Annotated in this window: 16 protein-coding genes, 1 pseudogene and 1 riboswitch; of the genes and pseudogenes, 10 read left to right on the top strand and 7 right to left on the bottom strand. The window is 67.5% G+C overall.

The features are described 5' to 3' along the window. Positions 1-141 precede the first annotated feature (141 nt). Positions 142-399: a hypothetical protein gene (locus HNP73_RS11715; protein ID WP_184149256.1), complete on the top strand. Its 258-nt coding sequence runs from the start codon at positions 142-144 to the stop codon at positions 397-399. A gap of 158 nt (positions 400-557) precedes the next feature. After that, entirely contained in the window at positions 558-1,511 is a 954-nt protein-coding gene (locus tag HNP73_RS11710) for a Gfo/Idh/MocA family protein (protein ID WP_343063273.1), read from the top strand. A gap of 75 nt (positions 1,512-1,586) precedes the next feature. Here the strand turns inward: HNP73_RS11710 and dusA are convergent, their stop codons facing one another. Next, positions 1,587-2,633: a tRNA dihydrouridine(20/20a) synthase DusA gene (gene dusA / locus HNP73_RS11705; RefSeq protein ID WP_425486631.1), complete on the bottom strand. Its 1,047-nt coding sequence runs from the start codon at positions 2,631-2,633 to the stop codon at positions 1,587-1,589. 327 nt (positions 2,634-2,960) lie between these two features. On the opposite strand from dusA, the gene HNP73_RS11700 reads away from it, so the two are divergent. Both HNP73_RS11700 and HNP73_RS11695 read left to right on the top strand, forming a co-directional pair. Further along, positions 2,961-3,920 (top strand): IS481 family transposase, encoded by a 960-nt coding sequence (locus HNP73_RS11700; protein ID WP_184149250.1) that lies wholly within the window; start codon positions 2,961-2,963, stop codon positions 3,918-3,920. A gap of 115 nt (positions 3,921-4,035) precedes the next feature. Continuing rightward, on the top strand, positions 4,036-4,215 hold the full coding sequence (locus HNP73_RS11695) for a hypothetical protein (RefSeq protein ID WP_184149247.1): 180 nt from the start codon (positions 4,036-4,038) through the stop codon (positions 4,213-4,215). On the opposite strand, the pseudogene HNP73_RS11690 reads toward HNP73_RS11695, so the two are convergent. Continuing rightward, positions 4,207-4,301: pseudogene (locus tag HNP73_RS11690) on the bottom strand (IS3 family transposase); the annotation flags it as partial. The gene HNP73_RS11695 and the pseudogene HNP73_RS11690 overlap by 9 nt on opposite strands. Before the next feature lie 538 nt (positions 4,302-4,839). Next, on the bottom strand, positions 4,840-6,402 hold the full coding sequence (guaA, locus tag HNP73_RS11685) for a glutamine-hydrolyzing GMP synthase (protein ID WP_184149243.1): 1,563 nt from the start codon (positions 6,400-6,402) through the stop codon (positions 4,840-4,842). A 299-nt stretch (positions 6,403-6,701) separates the two neighbouring features. Between guaA and HNP73_RS11680 the strand changes: the two genes are divergently transcribed. From HNP73_RS11680 to HNP73_RS11670, 3 genes are all read left to right on the top strand, one after another. After that, on the top strand, positions 6,702-7,598 hold the full coding sequence (locus HNP73_RS11680; protein ID WP_184149241.1) for an alpha/beta fold hydrolase: 897 nt from the start codon (positions 6,702-6,704) through the stop codon (positions 7,596-7,598). Between the two features lie 76 nt (positions 7,599-7,674). Then, a riboswitch (glycine riboswitch) is annotated at positions 7,675-7,764 on the top strand. A 135-nt stretch (positions 7,765-7,899) separates the two neighbouring features. Then, positions 7,900-9,138 carry a D-amino acid dehydrogenase gene (locus HNP73_RS11675; RefSeq protein WP_184149238.1) on the top strand — a complete coding sequence of 413 codons (1,239 nt, stop codon included), beginning with the start codon at positions 7,900-7,902 and terminating at the stop codon, positions 9,136-9,138. A 109-nt stretch (positions 9,139-9,247) separates the two neighbouring features. Next, on the top strand, positions 9,248-10,072 hold the full coding sequence (locus HNP73_RS11670; RefSeq protein WP_184149234.1) for an MBL fold metallo-hydrolase: 825 nt from the start codon (positions 9,248-9,250) through the stop codon (positions 10,070-10,072). Here HNP73_RS11670 and HNP73_RS11665 read toward each other — a convergent pair. Further along, positions 10,069-11,586 (bottom strand): sigma 54-interacting transcriptional regulator, encoded by a 1,518-nt coding sequence (locus HNP73_RS11665; RefSeq protein ID WP_184149231.1) that lies wholly within the window; start codon positions 11,584-11,586, stop codon positions 10,069-10,071. The two genes, HNP73_RS11670 and HNP73_RS11665, sit on opposite strands and share 4 nt — an antisense overlap. A gap of 290 nt (positions 11,587-11,876) precedes the next feature. Here HNP73_RS11665 and HNP73_RS11660 point away from each other — a divergent pair, with 290 nt between their 5' ends. From HNP73_RS11660 to HNP73_RS11650, 3 genes are all read left to right on the top strand, one after another. After that, on the top strand, positions 11,877-13,175 hold the full coding sequence (locus HNP73_RS11660) for a D-amino acid dehydrogenase (RefSeq protein ID WP_184149227.1): 1,299 nt from the start codon (positions 11,877-11,879) through the stop codon (positions 13,173-13,175). After that, complete coding sequence (locus HNP73_RS11655; protein ID WP_184149224.1) at positions 13,172-13,543, top strand: Rid family detoxifying hydrolase; 372 nt, start codon at positions 13,172-13,174, stop codon at positions 13,541-13,543. The genes HNP73_RS11660 and HNP73_RS11655 overlap by 4 nt, the downstream gene beginning before the upstream one ends. A 75-nt stretch (positions 13,544-13,618) precedes the next feature. Continuing rightward, complete coding sequence (locus tag HNP73_RS11650; protein ID WP_184149221.1) at positions 13,619-15,025, top strand: amino acid permease; 1,407 nt, start codon at positions 13,619-13,621, stop codon at positions 15,023-15,025. A gap of 101 nt (positions 15,026-15,126) precedes the next feature. Here HNP73_RS11650 and HNP73_RS11645 read toward each other — a convergent pair whose 3' ends face one another. The 3 genes from HNP73_RS11645 to HNP73_RS11635 form a co-directional block, all read right to left on the bottom strand. Further along, a complete protein-coding gene (locus HNP73_RS11645; protein ID WP_184149218.1) occupies positions 15,127-16,065 on the bottom strand; it encodes a substrate-binding domain-containing protein in 939 nt (312 codons plus the stop codon). Positions 16,066-16,139: 74 nt separating this feature from the next. Continuing rightward, positions 16,140-16,466, bottom strand: a complete 327-nt coding sequence (locus HNP73_RS11640) for a MocE family 2Fe-2S type ferredoxin (protein WP_184149215.1) — start codon at positions 16,464-16,466, stop codon at positions 16,140-16,142. A gap of 39 nt (positions 16,467-16,505) precedes the next feature. Further along, the gene (locus tag HNP73_RS11635) at positions 16,506-17,549 is read right to left on the bottom strand and encodes a sterol desaturase family protein (protein WP_184149212.1); all 1,044 of its coding nucleotides are present in this window, start codon (positions 17,547-17,549) and stop codon (positions 16,506-16,508) included. Between the last annotated feature and the right edge of the window lie 84 nt (positions 17,550-17,633).

The following is a 17,633-nucleotide window of genomic DNA, read 5'->3' as shown; positions in this document are numbered from 1 at the left end:
TCAACCGGCGTTCCCCAAGTCGCGGGGAGGCACCTTGTCGCGGGCGTGCGGCATGGGGGGTTCGGGTGTAGGATGATCATGACGGCGCCGGGCGGGGGCCTGTGAGTCGCCTGGCGTTGCCGTCGTCTGGGGGGCTCGGACATGTCGCTGGGAGTCGGGAGGCATTTGGGGGTGATGCTGCTGCCGGGGATCGTGCTGGTGATCCTCGCCACGCTGGTGGCATTGCCGGCCGCGGCCCGGCAAGAGGTGGTGAGCCTCGCCGCGATCGAGCGGCAGTATCCGAAGATGAGCCCGATCCACATCGAGAAGTGCGACCACGACCACGACGGGGCGTTCACGCGGACCGAGCAGCTCTGTGTCGCGAGCATCTACCGGGTGATGTACCTCGACCAGCGGTGAGGCGGGCGCCAGTACCAACATGCCGGTGCCATCATGCCGGGGCCATGCCGGGGGCCGGTCTGCCGGTGGTCGATCATTGCATGGGAGGGCGCCGGGTTTCCGGTTGCCCGTGCCGGCGTCGCGGCTAGGGTCGCGGCAGGGACGGTGCGGAGGGTGACGTGAGCGGCGGTGGCGGGGACGGTGGACGGAGGGCGATGATCCCGGTGGCGCTGGTGGGGATCGGCAAGATCGCCCGGGATCAGCATGTGCCCGCAATCGCTGCGGATCCGGACTTCGAGCTGGTGGCCGCGGTGTCGCGTCGCGGGACGGTCGAGGGCGTGGCGCAGTTCACGGACATCGACGGGTTTCTCGCCGACGGGCCGGAGGCGGCCGTCTCGCTCTGCGTGCCGCCGTCGGTGCGCACGGAGATGGCTTTGAAGGCGCTCGCCGCAGGCCGTGACGTGATGCTGGAGAAGCCAACCGCGGCGACGCTGGGCGAGGTCGAGGCGATGCGGGAGGCGGCGCGGGCGACGGGCGCGACGCTATTCGCCACCTGGCACTCGCGCGAGGCGCCGGGGGTCGCGGCGGCGCGGGACTGGCTCGGGCGGCGGCGGATCACGTCGGCGTCGATCGTCTGGAAGGAGGACGTTCGGCGCTGGCATCCGGGGCAGGCGTGGATCTGGGAGCCGGCCGGGTTTGGCGTCTTTGATCCCGGGATCAACGCGCTCTCGATCCTGACGGCGATCCTGCCCGGCGCGTTCCGGGTCGAGGCGGCGACGCTGGTCTTTCCGGCGAACCGCCAGACGCCGGTCGCGGCGCGGGCGAGCCTCCGGGGGACCGGCGGCTATCCGGTCAGCGTTGATCTCGACTGGTTGCAGCGGGGGCCGCAGACCTGGGACATCAGCGTCGAGACCGACGGGGGGCGGCTGGTGCTCTCCGAGGGCGGCGCGCGTCTCACGATCGACGGGGCCGAGCAGTTGCGCGAGGCGGAGAGGGAGTATCCGCGGCTCTACCGCCGGTTTGCCGACCTGATCCACGCCCGCGAGAGCGACGTGGACGTGAGCCCGCTGCGCATCGTCGCGGATGCATTCCTGATCGGCCGGCGAGAGTACGGTGAGCCGTTCGTCGACTGAGTTCAGGCGGCGGCGGACCGTGGCCGGCTGAGGCCGCGTCCGGCACGGTCCACGCAGCTTCCGCCTCCGGCTCGGTCAGGCAGCTTCCGCCTCCGGCTGGATGCGGGCGAGGGCGCGCTCGACGAGGTCCGGGCCGGCGCCGGGCCGGTGCGCCTCTTCCGAGAGGAGGCGGCGCCATGCGCGCGCGCCGGGTCGGCCCTGAAACGCCCCGAGCATATGGCGCACGATCGCGTGAAGCGACGTGCCGCGGGAGAGTTCGGCCTCGATCCACGGCAGCATGGCGAGCACCGCCGCCTCACCGCTGACGTCTGCAACCGCCTCGCCGAACACCCGCCGGTCGACCGCGCCGAGCAGCGCGGGCGAATGATAGGCCGCGCGGCCGATCATCACGCCGTCGAGGCCGCGATCGAGAAAGCCGCAGGCGGTGTCGAGATCGGCGATGCCGCCATTGATGGAGAGAGTGAGCCCGGGGAACGCCGCCTTCATCCGCACCACGAGCCCGTGGTCGAGCGGCGGGATTTCACGGTTCTGCTTCGGGCTCAGGCCCTGCAACCACGCCTTGCGGGCATGGACCGCTACATGGCGCACGCCCGTACGCTCCACCATGGCGAGGAAGGCGGGCAGCACGGCCTCCGGCTCCTGCTCGTCGACACCGATCCGGCATTTCACCGTGACCGGCACCGGCCCGGCCGCCTCGATCATCGCGGCGAGACAGTCGGCGACGAGCTCCGGCGTCTTCATGAGCGCCGCCCCGAAGCAACCCGACTGCACCCGGTCGGACGGACAGCCGACGTTGAGGTTCACCTCGTCAAACCCCATCTCGCGCGCAACCCCCGTCGCGGTGGCGAGATCGCCCGGGCTCGCGCCACCCAGCTGCAACGCCAGCGGCTTCTCCGCCGGATCGAACCCGAGGAGCCGCACCCGGTCGCCATGCACGACGGCCGCGGCCGTCACCATCTCGGTGTAGAGCAGCGCCCGGCGGGTGAACTGCCGGTGAAAGAGGCGGCACAGCCGGTCAGTCCAGTCCATCATCGGTGCGACGGAGAGGCGGGAGGCCGGGTAAATTCGGGCGTCTGGCGCGGACTCCGGATGTTGTCCGCGATGGTTGATCTGTTCTTTCACGTTGGCTCGGGCTCGTTCCTGACCGCTTCCATGCCACGGGTCCACCATCGGGGACGACTCCCGGAGAGATGCGGAACCGTGGCGCCATGCCTGACTGCCACAGGGACGGCGGGGTCGGATATACTGCGCAGGCGCGGATAAAGCGAGGCGGCACGTCCGTCATGGGGTGGCGTCATGGGCTGGCGGCGCCCTTCGGGAGCCACGCATCCGGGTGCGATCTCGGCCGATCCCGGCGCGCGGCCTGCATCGGCCGAAGACGTTCGGGTCTAGGTGTTTGATCCCACGGTTTGATGGTGTGATCCTTTCGTTTGAATGGAAGGATGCCTTATGGGACAAGTTCGTCATGGAAGCGCCACGACCACGCACGCCGTCCGAGCAGCAATACAGCGATCGCAGGCTTCGCTCTCGGAACTGAGCCGGGAGCTTGGGATCAATCCGAAGACGGTGGCGAAGTGGCGTAAGCGGGAGACGGTCGAAGACCGTAAGACCGGGCCCACCGAGCCGCGTTCGACGGTGCTTAGCGAAGCGGACGAGGCCATGGTGGTGGCGTTCCGGCGCCACACGCTTCTGCCCCTCGATGACTGCCTCTACGCTCTTCAGCCCTCAATCCCGCATCTGACGCGCTCGGCATTGCATAGGTGCCTCCAGCGCCATGGCGTCTCGCGCCTACCGGAGGTGGGCGGCGAAAAGCCGAAACGACAGCGGTTCAAGCGCTATCCCATCGGCTTCTTTCACATCGACATTGCCGAAGTGCAGACTGGGCAGGGAAAGCTCTATCTCTTCGTCGCCATTGACCGCACCAGCAAGTTCGCCGTCACGCAGCTCGTGGACATGGCCGACAGGAAGACCGCCTGGGAGTTTCTGGAGCATGTGCTGGCAGCGGTGCCCTACCGCATCCACACGATCCTCACCGACAATGGCATTCAGTTTGCCGATCAGCCCCGCAATCGAAACACCGCCACCTCCCGGCAAATGCGTTTCGACATGATCTGCGAGGCCAGCGGTATCGAACACCGGCTGACCCAGCCAAACCATCCCTGGACCAACGGCCAGGTCGAACGGATGAACCGCACGATCAAGGATGCGACCGTCAAACGCTTCCACTACGAGCGCCACGATCAGCTGCGAACGCACCTGGGCGACTTCATGGCCGCCTACAACTTTGCCCGCCGCCTAAAGACACTCGGCGGCCTCACGCCTTACGAATACATCTGCAAAATCTGGACTTCAGAGCCGGAAAGATTCATCGTCAATCCCATCCACCAGATGCCGGGACTGAACACCTAATCCCGAGGCGGTGGAGAGGAGCGTCCGGGCGGCCTGTCATGCCGGTTGCGACATCGGGACCGTCAGCCCAAGCTTGCGCCATTGGATACAGACCTTTCGGAGGACCACCGGACCAATGGCATCGATATTCGGGACGACCGGGGAGGACCGGCTGCAGCGCACCGCGAGGGCCGACGCAATCCATGGCCGGGCTGGGGACGATCTCATCAGCGGGAACGGCGGGCGCGATTTCATCTACGGCGGAGCCAACAGGGACCTGGCCGGCTGCCGGTTTTCGGACACCAGGTTAAGCTAACATGGCTTTCTCCTCGAACTCGACGGGGCTCATGTAGCCAGTGTCGAGTGCCGTCGCCGGGGATTGTAGAAGCGCTCGATGTAGTCGACCGACCTTCCTGAATCGAGCGCTGCGCGTCGATCAACTTCGCCCGCGCACCAGAGAGGCCCGCCGGCCCGTAGCGACCGAGGGTCAAGGTCTCGCGTCGACCGTGCATCCGGTCGTCATAGGGGATACCACGGCGCCCGATGGGTTCACGACGACATACACCCGTCACGGTCAGAGACATTGCATATTTTTTCTTTTGGTTTCAGTGTCTTCAATGAAACATCAGTAAGCGGCGGACCCTCCGAATTCGTTCAAGAAGCGTCAGAGAGCCCCTAAAAACACCGTCAGACCAAAATTGACCAATCCGGGTCGGAAATCTTCCTGTATTTTCAATGAAATACCGTCGAAATCTCTCGTAGCCATGACGGTATGTGCAATTCCGCGATGTCACAGGACGTCCCATACCGTCAGCTCCCCCGTCCATCGCGAGGCTTGCCTTGCGATTGACGGCGAAAGATGGAGGAGGAAAGACTCGTTATTTTCAGAGCGTTATTGAGGCATATTGGAGACAAGCGGCGGCGTTTGGGTAGGCCAGAATCATTCCCACTCGATGGTGCCCGGCGGCTTCGAGGTGATGTCGTAGGTGATGCGGTTCACGCCCTTGACCTCGCCGACGATGCGGGTGGCGGTCTCAGACAGGAACGCGTGGCTGAAGGGGTAGTAGTCGGCGGTCATGCCGTCGACGCTGGTGACGGCGCGCAGGGCGCAGACGTAGTCGTAGGTCCGGCCGTCGCCCATGACGCCGACGGTGCGCACCGGCAGGAGGACGGCGAAGGCCTGCCAGATCTCGTCATAGAGGCCGTGGCGGCGGATCTGGTCGAGGTAGACCGCGTCGGCCTTCCTCAGGATCGCGAGCTTCTCGCGGGTGATCTCGCCGGGGCAGCGGATGGCGAGGCCGGGGCCGGGGAAGGGGTGGCGGCCGACGAAGGTCTCGGGCAGGCCGAGTTCACGGCCAAGCGCGCGGACCTCGTCCTTGAAGAGCTCGCGCAGCGGCTCGACGAGTTTCAGGTGCATCCGCTCGGGCAGGCCGCCGACGTTGTGGTGGCTCTTGATCGTGACCGAGGGGCCGCCGGTGAAGCTGACGCTCTCGATGACGTCGGGGTAGAGCGTGCCCTGGGCGAGGAACTTCGCGTCGCCGACCTCCGCCGCGCGGGCCTCGAAGACCTCGATGAAGAGCCGGCCGATGGTCTTGCGCTTCACCTCCGGGTCGGAGACGCCCTCGAGCGCGTCGATGAAGCGGTCGGCCTCATCGGCGTGGATCAGCGGGATGTTGTAGTGGTCGCGGAAGAGGGTGACGACCTCGTCGGCCTCGCCCTCGCGCATGAGGCCGGTGTCGACGAAGACGCAGGTGAGCTGGTCGCCGATTGCCTCGTGGATGAGGACAGCCGCGACCGAGCTGTCGACGCCGCCGGAGAGGCCGCAGATCACCTTGGCGTCGCCGACCTGGGCGCGGATCGCCTCGATTGCCTGTTCCTTGTAGGTGGCCATGGTCCAGTCGCCGGTGAAGCCGGCGAGGTCGGTGAAATTCTTCAGGATCCGCGCGCCGTTCACCGTGTGGTGGACTTCCGGGTGGAACTGCACGGCGTAGAAATGCCGGGCCGGGTCGGCGGTGATGGCGAAGGGGGCGTTCGGGCTCTCGCCGATGACGGAGAAGCCGGGGGCGAGGGAGGTCACCCGGTCGCCGTGGCTCATCCAGACTTCTTCGCGGCCGGTCGAGAAGAGGCCGGTGAAAAGCGGATCGGAGGTCTCGGTCGGGGTGACGTAGGCGCGGCCGAATTCGGCGTGGTGGCCGCCTTCGACCTTGCCGCCGAGCTGGACCATCATGGTCTGCTGGCCATAGCAGATGCCGAGGACCGGGACGCCAAGCTCGAAGATCTCGGGCGTGGCGCGGGGGCTCGACGCCTCGGTGACCGAGGCGGGGCCGCCGGAGAGGATCACCGCCTGCGGGCGGAAATCGGCGAGGAAGGCGGCGTCGACCTTCTGGAACGGGTGGATCTCGCAAAAGATGCGGGATTCCCGAAGCCGGCGGGCGATGAGCTGCGTCACCTGACTGCCGAAATCGACGATGAGGAGGCGCTGGTGGTCGGGCTGGTGCGTCATTGCGTGGGAATAGGGCGTGTGTGGGGGTTTCGCAAGGGGGCTGCGCAAGTTGCGCGCGGTGGTCACCGCATTGATATTTCAGAGATAATCAATACGTGTCAACCAGATTGCAACGAAGATTGAGGCATTTCCCCGTAGACGCGATTGCGGGTTTCGGGAGGCCAGACGCTCAGGAAGGACTGGTCGATCGCGGGTAGCCGGCCGGTGCGCGCGCACGGGCGAGGCTCGCGTTGCTTCCCGGCCGCCTGGATCGTAGAGGGGACCTCGGGAAGAGGTGTGGGCCGCCGGGGGGCGAGGGGATGCATCTGACAGCCGCCAACGGCGTGGAACTCGCCCATGAGAGCTTCGGACGCGAGGGGGATCCGGTCGTCCTGCTGATCTCCGGCCTCGGCACGCAGATGATCCGCTGGACGATCCCGTTCTGCGCGGAGCTGGCAGGGCGCGGCTACCAGGTGATCCGGTTCGACAATCGGGACAGCGGCGGCTCGACGCACCTCGACCAACTCGCCCCGCCGGATTTTGGCGCACTGGTGGGCTCGCTGCGGGCCGGCCGCATCCCGGCCGTGCCCTACACGCTGCGCGACATGGCGGCGGACGCGGTCGGGTTGCTCGACGCCCTGTCGATTCCTGCCGCCCATGTGGTCGGCCGCTCGATGGGGGGAATGATCGCCCAGATCATGGCGACGGACCATCCCGGGCGGGTGCTGTCGCTGACCTCGGTCATGGCGACGACCGGCAACCCCGGTCTGCCGCAGGCGACGCCGGACGTGATGGCGCTGATGCTGCGCCCGAAACCCGATCCGGCGCGCGACCGGGAGGCGTTCGTGGCGGAAGGGCTGGCGTTTGCCCGGCGGATCGCCGGCAGCGGCGGAGCGTTCGACGAGGCGGAGCAGCGGGCCTTCATCCTCGACGAAGTGCGGCGCGGCCACGATCCCGCCGGAGCGGCGCGGCAGTTCGCCGCCGTTGCCGTGGCCGGCGACCGGCGGGCGGAGCTTGCGTGCGTTCGTGTCCCGGCGCTGGTGGTGCATGGCCGCGACGATCCGGTCATCCCGCCCGCCTGTGGCGAGGATACCGCGGCGTCGATCCCGGGGGCGCGCCTTCTGCTGATCGACGGGATGGGGCACGAGCTGCCCGCCCGGTGCGCGGGCGTGGTGGTCGATGCGATCGACCGGACCGCCCGCGGTGCGGCGTCCTGATTCCGCGGCATGTCGCCGCAGAGGGGAACTCACAACTGTTGCGCGAATCACCGGCCTCGCGTATGCACGCCGCATCAAGGCACTGCCGGGAGAAGACGGGGAGACTCGTCGCCGAAGGAGCAACCGCGCCCCGGAAACTCTCAGGTCCAAGGACCGGCAATGCCTCAACACTCCGGAAAGCGGCCCCGAAAGGGCCCACCGAAGGAGAAAGCCCGACTCTTGTCGGGTGAAGCTCTCAGGTTCCAGGCACGGAGGGGGCGCTGCGGCCAAGCCAAACGCCGCGCGAGCCTTGGAGTGTGACATGACCCGTATTGCCGTGATCGGCGCCGGTGTAACCGGCCTGACGACCGCCTATGAGCTGCTGGACCGCGGCTTCGAGGTGACGGTGTTCGATCGCCATCGCTATGCCGCCATGGAGACGAGCTTCGCCAATGGCGGCCAGCTGTCCGCGTCGAACGCCGAGACCTGGACCCAGTGGGGCACGGTGCTGAAGGGGCTGAAGTGGATGCTTCATGCCGACGCGCCGCTGCTCGTCAATCCGCGGCCGACGTTCCACAAGTTCGCGTGGATGGCCGAGTTCCTGTCGAAGATCCCGACCTACAAGGCCAACACCATCGAGACCGTGCGGCTCGCGATCGCGGCGCGCACGGTGCTGTTCGAGATGGCGGAGCGCGAGGGCATCGACTTCGATCTGGAGCGGCGGGGGATCCTGCACTTCTACTCCAGCGCCAAGGACCTGAAGCACGCCCGCATGGTGAACGGCCTGCTGGCGCAGGGCGGGCTTGAGCGGCGGGAACTGAGCCCGGGCGAGATCCATGAGGTGGAGCCCGCGCTCCACGGCGACTTCGTCGGTGGCTTCCTGACCGAGAGCGACAGCTCCGGCGACATCCACAAGTTCACGGTCGGCCTTGCCGCGGCCTGCGCCCGGCGCGGCGCTGACATGCGCTTTGGCGCGGAAGTCGGCGACGTCGCGACGGTCGAGGGTGGCGTGCGCATCGTGACGCCGCTGTCGAGCGAGGTCTTCGATGGCGTGGTGGTTTGCGCCGGCACGCGCAGCCGGGCAATCGCGCAGGGGCTGGGCGACCGGGTGAACATCTATCCGGTGAAGGGCTACTCGATCACCGTCAACCTCGCTGACCAAGCGAGCCAGTCGGCGGCGCCGTGGGTCAGCCTGCTCGACGACCGGGCGAAGATCGTGGCGAGCCGGTTTGGTGCCGACCGCTTCCGCATCGCCGGGACGGCCGAATTCAACGGCGCGAACAAGGACATCCGGGCAGACCGGATCCAGCCGCTGGTCGAGTGGTGCCAGAAGCACTTCCCCGGCGTCTCGACGGAGCAGGTGGTGCCGTGGGCCGGTCTGCGGCCGATGACGCCCTCGATGCTGCCGCGGGTCGGTCGCGGGCGGGCGCAGGGTGTCTTCTACAACACCGGCCACGGGCACCTTGGCTGGACGCTGTCGGCGGCGACGGCGCGGATCGTGGCGACCAGCGTGGCGTCGGATCTCGGCGCCCCGGTGGTGCCGGTGCAGCAGGCCGCCTGACGCGGGCCTCTCCGCCGTGGTATCCTGAACCCCGACGCCGGGCCGCAGCGCCCTACACGTGAATGGCCGGCGGCGGGGAATTGCGGCGGGGAATTCAGGAGGTGGCGACATGCGGCAGCTCGCTTCGGGTGCCGGCTTCGCGCGGTATGCGCTGGGTGACGTGACGGTGATCGCGCTTCACGACGGCTACGTGGATTTGCCGGCCGGACGCCTGCGCAAGCCGGATGGTCAGCCCTTCGGGCCTGATCTGCCGGAAGAGGTCTGCCTCGTGAATGGCCGTTTGCGGCTTTCGGTCAATGCGTTCCTCATCGTCAATCAGGGTCGGCACATCCTGATCGACACCGGTGCGTCGGACGCCTGGGAGCCGACGATGGGCGGGCTTCTCGCCTCGCTCGATGCAGCCGGGGTGGTGCGGGAGGCAATCGCGACCGTTGCGCTCACCCACACCCACGAGGATCACGTCCACGGGCTGGTGGCGCCGGGCGGGGCCGATGCTTTCCCGCGCCTCGAACGGCTGCTGGTGCCGGACGCGGAACTCGCGCGCTTCGATGCTTGCGAGCGACTGGCGCGGTTTCGCGCCCGCCGGGAGCCGTTCGCTGATGGAGCGGACATCGGACCGGGCGTGAGGGCCGTCGCGGCGCGGGGGCATGAGGTGGGGCACAGCGCCTTCGAGGTGGAAAGTGCCGGCGAGACGCTCCTCGTCTGGGGTGACATCGTCCACGTGCCCGCGGTCCAGTTCGCACGGCCGGACCTGAGCTGGGAGCTCGACGCCGATCAGGCGGAGGCGCGGGCGATCCGGCTCGTGATGCTGCGCCGGGCCAGCCGGCCTGGCTGCCACGTGGCGGGGGCGCATCTCGAATTCCCCGGCATCGGCGTGGTGCGCGATGCGGGCGGCCGGTTCGTCTATACGCCGCTCGGCGAGGGCGCGGCTTAGGGGCGTCCGCCCGGGATGCCGTGTTCCCTGAGTTTGTTCGCGATCGTGGTGTGTGAGGTGCCGAGCCGGGCCGCGAGCTTCCGGCTCGACGGGAATTGCGGATAGAGCCGTTCGAGGAAGCCGCGCTCGAAGATCGCGACGGCCTCGGCCCAGCTTGTGCCTTCCGGCGGGCTGGCGGCCGTGGTGTCGGCCGGGGCGGTCGTCGTGCTCGCCCCGGCGAGTTCGAGATCGGAGGACGCGAGCGTCGTGTGGTCCGCGAGGGTCACCGCGCGAAAGATCGCGTTCTCCAGTTGCCGGACGTTGCCGGGCCACGGGTTCGCGGCGAGGGCGATCTCGGCGGAGGCCGAGAGGCGGCAGGCCGGGCTGCCGGTCTGGGCCGCGGCGCGGGTGCAGAAGTGCCGCGCGAGCAGGATCACGTCGTCGCCCCGCTCGCGCAGTGGCGGGATTTCCAGCGTCAGCACGTTCAGGCGATAGTAGAGGTCTTCGCGAAAATCACCCTTGGCGATCATCGCCGGCAGGTCGCGGTGCGTGGCCGAGATGATCCGCACGTCGACGCGGGTTTCGCGTTCGGAGCCGACGCGGCGAAAGCTGCCGTCGTTCAGGAACCGCAGGAGCTTGGCCTGGAGATAGAGCGACATCTCGCCGATTTCGTCGAGAAACACCGTGCCGCGATCGGCGAGCTCCAGCAGCCCCGGCTTGCCGTCGCGCCGGGCCCCGGAGAACGCGCCGCCGGCGTAGCCGAAGAGCTCACTCTCGGCGAGGCTTTCGGGCAGCGCGGCGCAGTTCAGCGCGAGGAACGGCTTCTCGGCGCGCGGGCTTGCCCGGTGGCAGGCGTGGGCGAGCAGTTCCTTGCCGGTGCCGGTCTCGCCGAGGACGAGCAATGGTCCGTCGACGGAGGCAACGCGCGCGGCGCGCTGCTTCAGCGCCCGCATGGGCGGTGCCGCGCCGAGCAGGCCGTCAAAGCCGACATCGCCCAGGTGTTGCAGCGCGTTCATCCGCTCGCCGAGGCGTTGCGGCGCGTGCAGGTGGACCATGCCGCCGGCACCGTCACCGAGCGGGCGGGCCTCGATGAGATACGGCTCGCCGCGCACGATGGCCTCGCGCGGCGGGGCGCGAAAGCCGCTGTCGAGCAGATCGCGGGCGACGGCGGGGTCGTCGAGGATGGTCGCGAGGTCGGCACCCGGCGCGAGAGCCGAGGCGGCGGCATTGGCGACGAGCATTCGCCCCTTGGCGTCGATCGCGAGCACCGGGTCGGCGAAGGCATCGAGCAGCGCGTCGAGATAGAGCCTGCGGCGCGCGCCCGGCAGCAGGTCGACGGGCCGGATGGCCTGCACGCCCTGCACCTGTTCGAGCTCCGGGAGCAGGGGCCCGAGATCGGTGAGGTCGGGTGAATCGATATAGATGTGCGGCGGATTGACCTCGACCTCGACCGCGTCGAGACTGTGGTGGGCGAGCACCGTCAGAATTTCAGAGGCGATGCCGACGCGGTCACTGAAAGCGATCTCGATGCGCATGGGTGTAACGCTTCCAATACAGTGTAATGAAAACATTACAGACGAGCAACCCATTGGTCAAGCTCGTCCTTTTCGTGCACGCAGATTCAGCGTCAAGAATTCTTTACAGGAGCCTTGCAGCGGATGCATCCTTGCCATGTGCAAAATCAATGGCTTGAGGGCGCACTCTGATTGGCACGTTTATTGCTTAACGTAGTGTAGAACTGCCGGACCAGTCCAATTCGGGGCCTCCGGGAAACACCGCCACTCCGGCCGATCATGGCCGGCATCGAGATCGAAAGGCTCATTGCATGAAGATCGTCATCCTCGGCAGCGGCGTTATCGGCACCACCAGTGCCTGGTACCTTGCTGCCGCCGGTCATGAGGTTGTGGTGCTCGACCGCCAGGAGGGGCCGGCACTCGAGACGAGCTTCGCGAATGCCGGCGAGGTGTCGCCGGGTTACGCCTCGCCGTGGGCGGCGCCGGGGATCCCGATGAAGGCGGTGAAGTGGATGTTCATGCGGCACAGCCCGCTGTTCATCCGGCCGAGCACTGACCCGGCGTTCTGGCGGTTCGCGCTCGCGATGCTGAAGAACTGCAACGCCGCCGCGTATGAGGTGAACAAGAGCCGGATGGTGCCGATCGCGGAGTACAGCCGCGACATGCTGAAGGAGCTGCGCGCCGAGACGGGTATCTCCTACGACGAGCGGATGCAGGGCACGTTGCAGGTGTTCCGCACCCAGAAGCTGCTCGATGGTTCGGCCAAGGACGTGCACGTGCTCGCCGATCTCGGCGTGCCGCATGAGGTGCTCGACGTCGATGGCTGCGTTGCGGTCGAGCCGGCGCTTGGGCTGGTGCGCGAGAAGTTCGTCGGCGGCCTGCGGCTGCCGGGGGACGAGACCGGCGACTGCTTCAAGTTCACCAACGCGCTGCGCGATCTCGCCGTCGCGAAGGGGGTGGAATTCCGCTACGGGGTCAACATCACCGGGCTCGTGACGAATGGCGACGCGATCGCAGGCGTCGCGACGGATCAGGGGCTGGTGACGGGCGATGCCTACGTCGTCGCGTTGGGGAGCTATTCGCCGCTCCTGCTGCGGCCGCTCGGCATCAAGCTGCCGGTCTATCCGGTGAAGGGCTATTCGCTGACCGTGCCGATCACCGATCCCGCCGGCGCGCCGGAGTCGACGGTGATGGACGAGTACCACAAGGTCGCGATCACCCGGCTGGGCGACCGGATCCGGGTGGGTGGCATGGCCGAACTCGACGGCTACTCGCAGACGCTCCACACCAACCGGCGCGAGACCCTCGAGCACGTGGTGACGGATTTCTATGGCACGGGCGGCGATGCCAGGACCGGCTCGTTCTGGGCCGGCCACCGGCCGATGACGCCGGACGGGCCGCCGGTGATCGGCCGGGCGAAGTTTTCCAACCTCTGGCTCAACACCGGCCACGGCACGCTCGGCTGGACCATGTCGTGTGGTTCGGGCCGCGTGCTCGCCGATCTCGTCTCCGGCCAGGTTCCCGCAATTGACGCGCGGCCCCTGGGACTCGAACGCTACACCGAGGCCGCCAAGACCCTTGCCTCTCCGAAGAAGGAAGTGACTGCATGAAGACGATCAACACCGCCGGCGCCCCGGCAGCCATCGGGCCGTACTGCCACGCCGTGCAGGTGGGGGAGCTGCTTTTCACCTCGGGGCAGATCCCGCTGACGCTCGACGGCTCGATGCCCGAAGGGATCGAGGCGCAGACCGAGCAGGTCTTCGACAATCTGGCCGCCGTGCTGAAGGAAGCCGGGGCGAGCTTCGACAAGGTGGTGAAGGCCGTGGTCTTCGTCACCGACCTTGGCGATTTCGCCAAGCTCAACGCCATCTACGAGAAGCGCTTCGGCAGCCACAAGCCGGCGCGCTCCACTGTCCAGGTCGCGGCGCTGCCGCGCGGCGCCAGCGTCGAGATCGAGCTGGTGGTCAGCCTCGGCTGACCACCCTCGGACCGCCCGCCGCAGCGGGCGGTCCCCAGCAGTCCCCCCAAATAACAGACCGGAGGAATACCCGACATGCGATCGCATGATGCGGCAGCTATTGACGCTGAACAAAGCCAGGAAGCGGTGGACTTCCACCGTGGACTGAAAGACCGCCACGTGCAGCTCATCGCGCTCGGCGGCGCGATTGGCGTGGGGCTCTTCCTCGGCTCGGGCCGGGCGATTGCCTTCGCCGGGCCGGGGCTCATCTTCGCCTACGCCATTGCCGGCGTGGTGATCTTTTTCATCATGCGCGCCCTCGGCGAGCTGATGCTCCATCGCCCGGTCGCGGGCTGTTTCGCGACCTATGCCGAAGAGTACGTCTCGCCGTTCGCTGGTTTCGCCACTGGCTGGTCCTACTGGTTCATGTGGGTCGTGACCGGCATGGCGGAAATCACCGCCGTCGGTATCTATACGAACTACTGGTTCCCCGATGTGCCACAGTGGATCCCGGCGCTGGTGACGCTCGCGGTCCTCTACGCGGCCAACCTCATCGCCGTGAAGGTCTTCGGCGAGATGGAGTTCTGGTTCGCGCTCATCAAGATCGTGGCGATCATCGGCCTCCTCGTCGCTGGCCCGCTCTTCCTGATCTTCGGCACGGGCGAACATGCGGAAGTCGCGTCGGTCTCGAACCTCTGGGCACATGGCGGCATGTTCCCGACGGGCGTGCTCGGCGTGGTGCTGGCGCTCCAGATGGTGATGTTCGCCTTCCAGGGCGTTGAGCTTCTGGGTGTGACGGCGGGCGAGGTCGAGGATCCGGCGAAGTCGCTGCCCAAGGCCACCAACGCGGTCGTCTGGCGTATCCTCGTCTTCTACATCGGTGCGCTGCTCGTCGTGATGATGCTTGTGCCGTGGACCGAGTTCTCCGCCGGCGAAAGCCCGTTCGTCATGGTCTTCGACCGCATGGGTCTGCCCGCTGCCGCGCTCGTCATCAACTTCGTCGTCATCACCGCCGCGGCGTCGTCGTGCAACTCCGGCATCTTCTCCACCGGGCGGATGCTCTACACCCTCGCCCACTTCGGCCAGGCGCCGAAGGCCTTCGGCAAGGTGAGCAAGAGCCAGGTTCCCGCCAACGGCATCACCGCGTCGGTCATCGTCATGCTCTTCGGCGTGGTGCTGAACTACTTCATCCCCGAGCAGGTCTTCGTCTACGTGACCTCGGTGGCGCTGGTCGGCACGATCTGGACCTGGGGCATGATCATGCTCGCCCACATCGGATATCGCCGGGCCGTGGCCCGTGGTGAAGCCGAGCCGGTGTCCTTCCGCATGCCGGGTGCGCCGTTCACCAACTGGGCGGTGCTCGCCTTCCTGCTCATGGTCGTCGTCTTCCTCGGCTTCGACTCCGGCACCCGGATCGCGCTCTTCGTCGCGCCGATCTGGTTCGCAATTCTCGCGATCGGCTACCGCCTGTCGAAGAAGAGCGACGATCTCGCGTTCGTCTGATCTCCGGGACACAGGGACAAAAGGAAAGGGCCGGCGCGGGATCTCCTGCGCCGGCTCTTTCGCGTCCCGGGTGACGCTCAATGCGATGTTCCGTGAGGCGCTCAGTTCTGGGCGCTGTAGGCGTCGAGCTTGTCGGGGGTGACGAGCTCGAAGGGCACGTAGACGATGCGGTCGACCGTCTCGCCTTTCCTGAGGGCGAGCGCGGCATCAAGGGCGCCGGCGGCCTGTGCGCCTGCGTTCTGGAAGACGGTGATGTCGAGATCGCCGGCCTGCATGGCGGCGAGGCCGTCCTGGGTGGCGTCAACGCCCACGACGATCACGTCCTTCATGTCGACGCCGGCCGACTTCATCGCCTGCGTCGCGCCGATCGCCATCTCGTCGTTGTTGGCGAAGACCACGTCGAATGCATCGCCCGTGGTCAGCCAGTTGGTCATCAGGTCGAGCGCGGTGGTGCGCAGCCAGCCGGCGGACTGTTCGTCGTTCACCGCGATGAAGCTGCAGTCCGGCGAGGCGAGCACGTCCTTCACCGCCTGGGTGCGCTGGAGCGCGGCGGTGTGGGCGAGATCTCCCATCATGATATAGGCGCGCGCCTCGGTCTTGCCCGCGGCCTTCAGTTCCCGGCAGGCCTCGGTGGCGCCGAGCATCCCGGCTTCGGTCTCCTTCGAGCCGACGTAGGCCTCGTCATCGGGCAGGGTCGCGACGTTCTCGGGCTGAAGGTTCAGGTAGACGAGCGGGATTCCGGCGGCCTCCGCGGCGGCGGTGATCGCCGGCGCGGCGGCGGTGTCGGCGAGGGTGATGACCATGGCATCGACCCCCGAGGCGATGAAGTTGTTCACCTGACTGAGCTGGCGGCCGACGTCGCGCTGGCTGTCCTCGACCTGGATGTCGACGCCGAGGTCGGCCGCGTGGGCGGTGAGACCGTTGCGCAGCAGGGTCTGGAAGTTGTCGTCAAAGCTCTGCATCGAGATGCCGACGGTCTCGGCGCTGGCGGTGGTTGCGAGAAGCGCGGCGAGGCCGGTGGCGCAAAGGGCGAGGCGCATCCTGGGGTTTGCTCCTGGGGTCGGGACATGGCCGTTCGAGCGGCCTTGAGGGGCGCGGGAAAGCGCGGGGAGCTTCAGGCGACGGCGACGCGGACGTCGCCGTCCACCACCTCGGCGCGGTAGGTGCGGAGGTTGCGGCAGGCCGGCAGGCGCATGGCCTCACCGGTGCGGTAGTCGAAGGCGCCCGAGTGCTTCGGGCATTCGATCTCGTAGTCCATGACGAGGCCGTCGGCGAGGTGGACCGCCTCGTGGGTGCAGAGCCCGTCGGTGCACCAGACGCTGTCGTCGGGGCCGCGGTAGATCGCGAAGGTGCGGGCTTCGTGGTCGAAGCGGAGCGCGCCTTCCTGCTCGATGTCGTCGAGGCGGCAGGCGGTGATCCAGGTCGCGGCGGCTGTGGGCATGGCGGGGCGTCCTCGGGTGTCGGGGTCGGGGATTGCGTGTCAGGGGTTTGCGGCGGTGCCGGTGCGGCGTGCCTTCTCGGCTGCTGCGGCGGCGAGCCTTGCCTTGCGGCGGCGGTAGCGGTCGTTCATCCGCGCCTCGCCCTCGGGCGAGCCGTCGTGCCAGGTGCCAAACCACTTATCGAGCGGGATCAGCGCATCGCCGTAGTTCACCTCGAAGTACTTGTGGTGGAGGTAGTGGGCGTAGGCGTGGCTGTCGATCGCATGGTCCTCGCCCACCTCGACCTTGTCGAAGCCGACATGGCCGGGGATCGCACCGAAGCTCGCGTAGTGCAGCTGATAGAGTGCAAGCACCGGGTTTGACGGGAGGATCAGGTGGTAGAAGACCGTTCCGAAGTAGAGCAGATGTTCGACCGGGTGCATGGAGAGCGACGACCAGGGCGAGGGGTTGACCGAGTTGTGGTGCACCGAATGCACCCACCTGTAGAGGAACGGCGTGTGGATCAGCCGGTGGATGCAGAAGAAGTGGAACTCGTGGATCACCGGCACCGCCAGCGCGAGGCAGGCGAGCCAGACCGGGTGGTCGGCGAAGGCGAGCCACGGGGCATACCCGTTCGCGAATGCCCAGAGCACGAGGACTTCGCAGGCGGTCCAGATCGTGACGCCCGAGAGGAAGGTGCGCAGGATGTTGTCGAGGTTCTGGCGCTCGAACCAGAAGGCCTTGTTCTTCTGCTCGGCAGGGAAGCGGCCGTTGTATTTGAAGCGCCGGTCCTGCCGCTTCAGAACGTAGAGGTTGAGCTCGAATGCGCCATAGAAGAGGAACGTCGCCAGCGCGTTCACCGCGTAGAGATAGAGCGGCCAGCCCCAGCCAAGGGTGCGCATGGTCTCGACGGGCGGGATGATCCACGCCCAGTAGGCAACCGCGGAGGCGGCGAAGAGCAGGTTCCACGGCAGGAAGTAGTGCGGCAGCCAGGCGAAGAACGCGCGCAGGCTGAAGGGCAGGCGGAAGAGCGGCGCGAGGGCGACGGGCTCGTTCGGCGTCCAGTCGCCGCGCTTGTTGCGCTTGCCGAATTGCAGGTCGTCCATGGCGTCTCCCCCGTTCCGGCGACGCCGGGTGCGGGCGTCGGGTCGTTGCTGGGGGTGCTGATAGCGCCGCGCCGGGTCACCGGG

Source organism: Amaricoccus macauensis, from assembly GCF_014201905.1.
GTDB lineage: Bacteria > Pseudomonadota > Alphaproteobacteria > Rhodobacterales > Rhodobacteraceae > Amaricoccus > Amaricoccus macauensis.
The sequence above is the reverse complement of the archived record's forward strand: the minus strand, read 5'-3'. Positions and strand labels throughout refer to the sequence as shown.

Excerpts from the sequence above, each read along its gene's own strand:
- HNP73_RS11635 (WP_184149212.1), bottom strand. The coding sequence starts at position 17,549 with ATGGACGACCTGCAATTCGGCAAGCGCAACAAGCGCGGCGACTGGACG.
- HNP73_RS11680 (WP_184149241.1), top strand. The coding sequence starts at position 6,702 with ATGCATCTGACAGCCGCCAACGGCGTGGAACTCGCCCATGAGAGCTTC.
- guaA (WP_184149243.1), bottom strand. The coding sequence starts at position 6,402 with ATGACGCACCAGCCCGACCACCAGCGCCTCCTCATCGTCGATTTCGGC.
- HNP73_RS11660 (WP_184149227.1), top strand. The coding sequence starts at position 11,877 with ATGAAGATCGTCATCCTCGGCAGCGGCGTTATCGGCACCACCAGTGCC.
- HNP73_RS11700 (WP_184149250.1), top strand. The coding sequence starts at position 2,961 with ATGGGACAAGTTCGTCATGGAAGCGCCACGACCACGCACGCCGTCCGA.
- HNP73_RS11665 (WP_184149231.1), bottom strand. The coding sequence starts at position 11,586 with ATGCGCATCGAGATCGCTTTCAGTGACCGCGTCGGCATCGCCTCTGAA.
- HNP73_RS11650 (WP_184149221.1), top strand. The coding sequence starts at position 13,619 with ATGCGATCGCATGATGCGGCAGCTATTGACGCTGAACAAAGCCAGGAA.
- HNP73_RS11640 (WP_184149215.1), bottom strand. The coding sequence starts at position 16,466 with ATGCCCACAGCCGCCGCGACCTGGATCACCGCCTGCCGCCTCGACGAC.
- HNP73_RS11670 (WP_184149234.1), top strand. The coding sequence starts at position 9,248 with ATGCGGCAGCTCGCTTCGGGTGCCGGCTTCGCGCGGTATGCGCTGGGT.
- HNP73_RS11695 (WP_184149247.1), top strand. The coding sequence starts at position 4,036 with ATGGCATCGATATTCGGGACGACCGGGGAGGACCGGCTGCAGCGCACC.
- HNP73_RS11675 (WP_184149238.1), top strand. The coding sequence starts at position 7,900 with ATGACCCGTATTGCCGTGATCGGCGCCGGTGTAACCGGCCTGACGACC.
- HNP73_RS11715 (WP_184149256.1), top strand. The coding sequence starts at position 142 with ATGTCGCTGGGAGTCGGGAGGCATTTGGGGGTGATGCTGCTGCCGGGG.
- HNP73_RS11655 (WP_184149224.1), top strand. The coding sequence starts at position 13,172 with ATGAAGACGATCAACACCGCCGGCGCCCCGGCAGCCATCGGGCCGTAC.
- HNP73_RS11645 (WP_184149218.1), bottom strand. The coding sequence starts at position 16,065 with ATGCGCCTCGCCCTTTGCGCCACCGGCCTCGCCGCGCTTCTCGCAACC.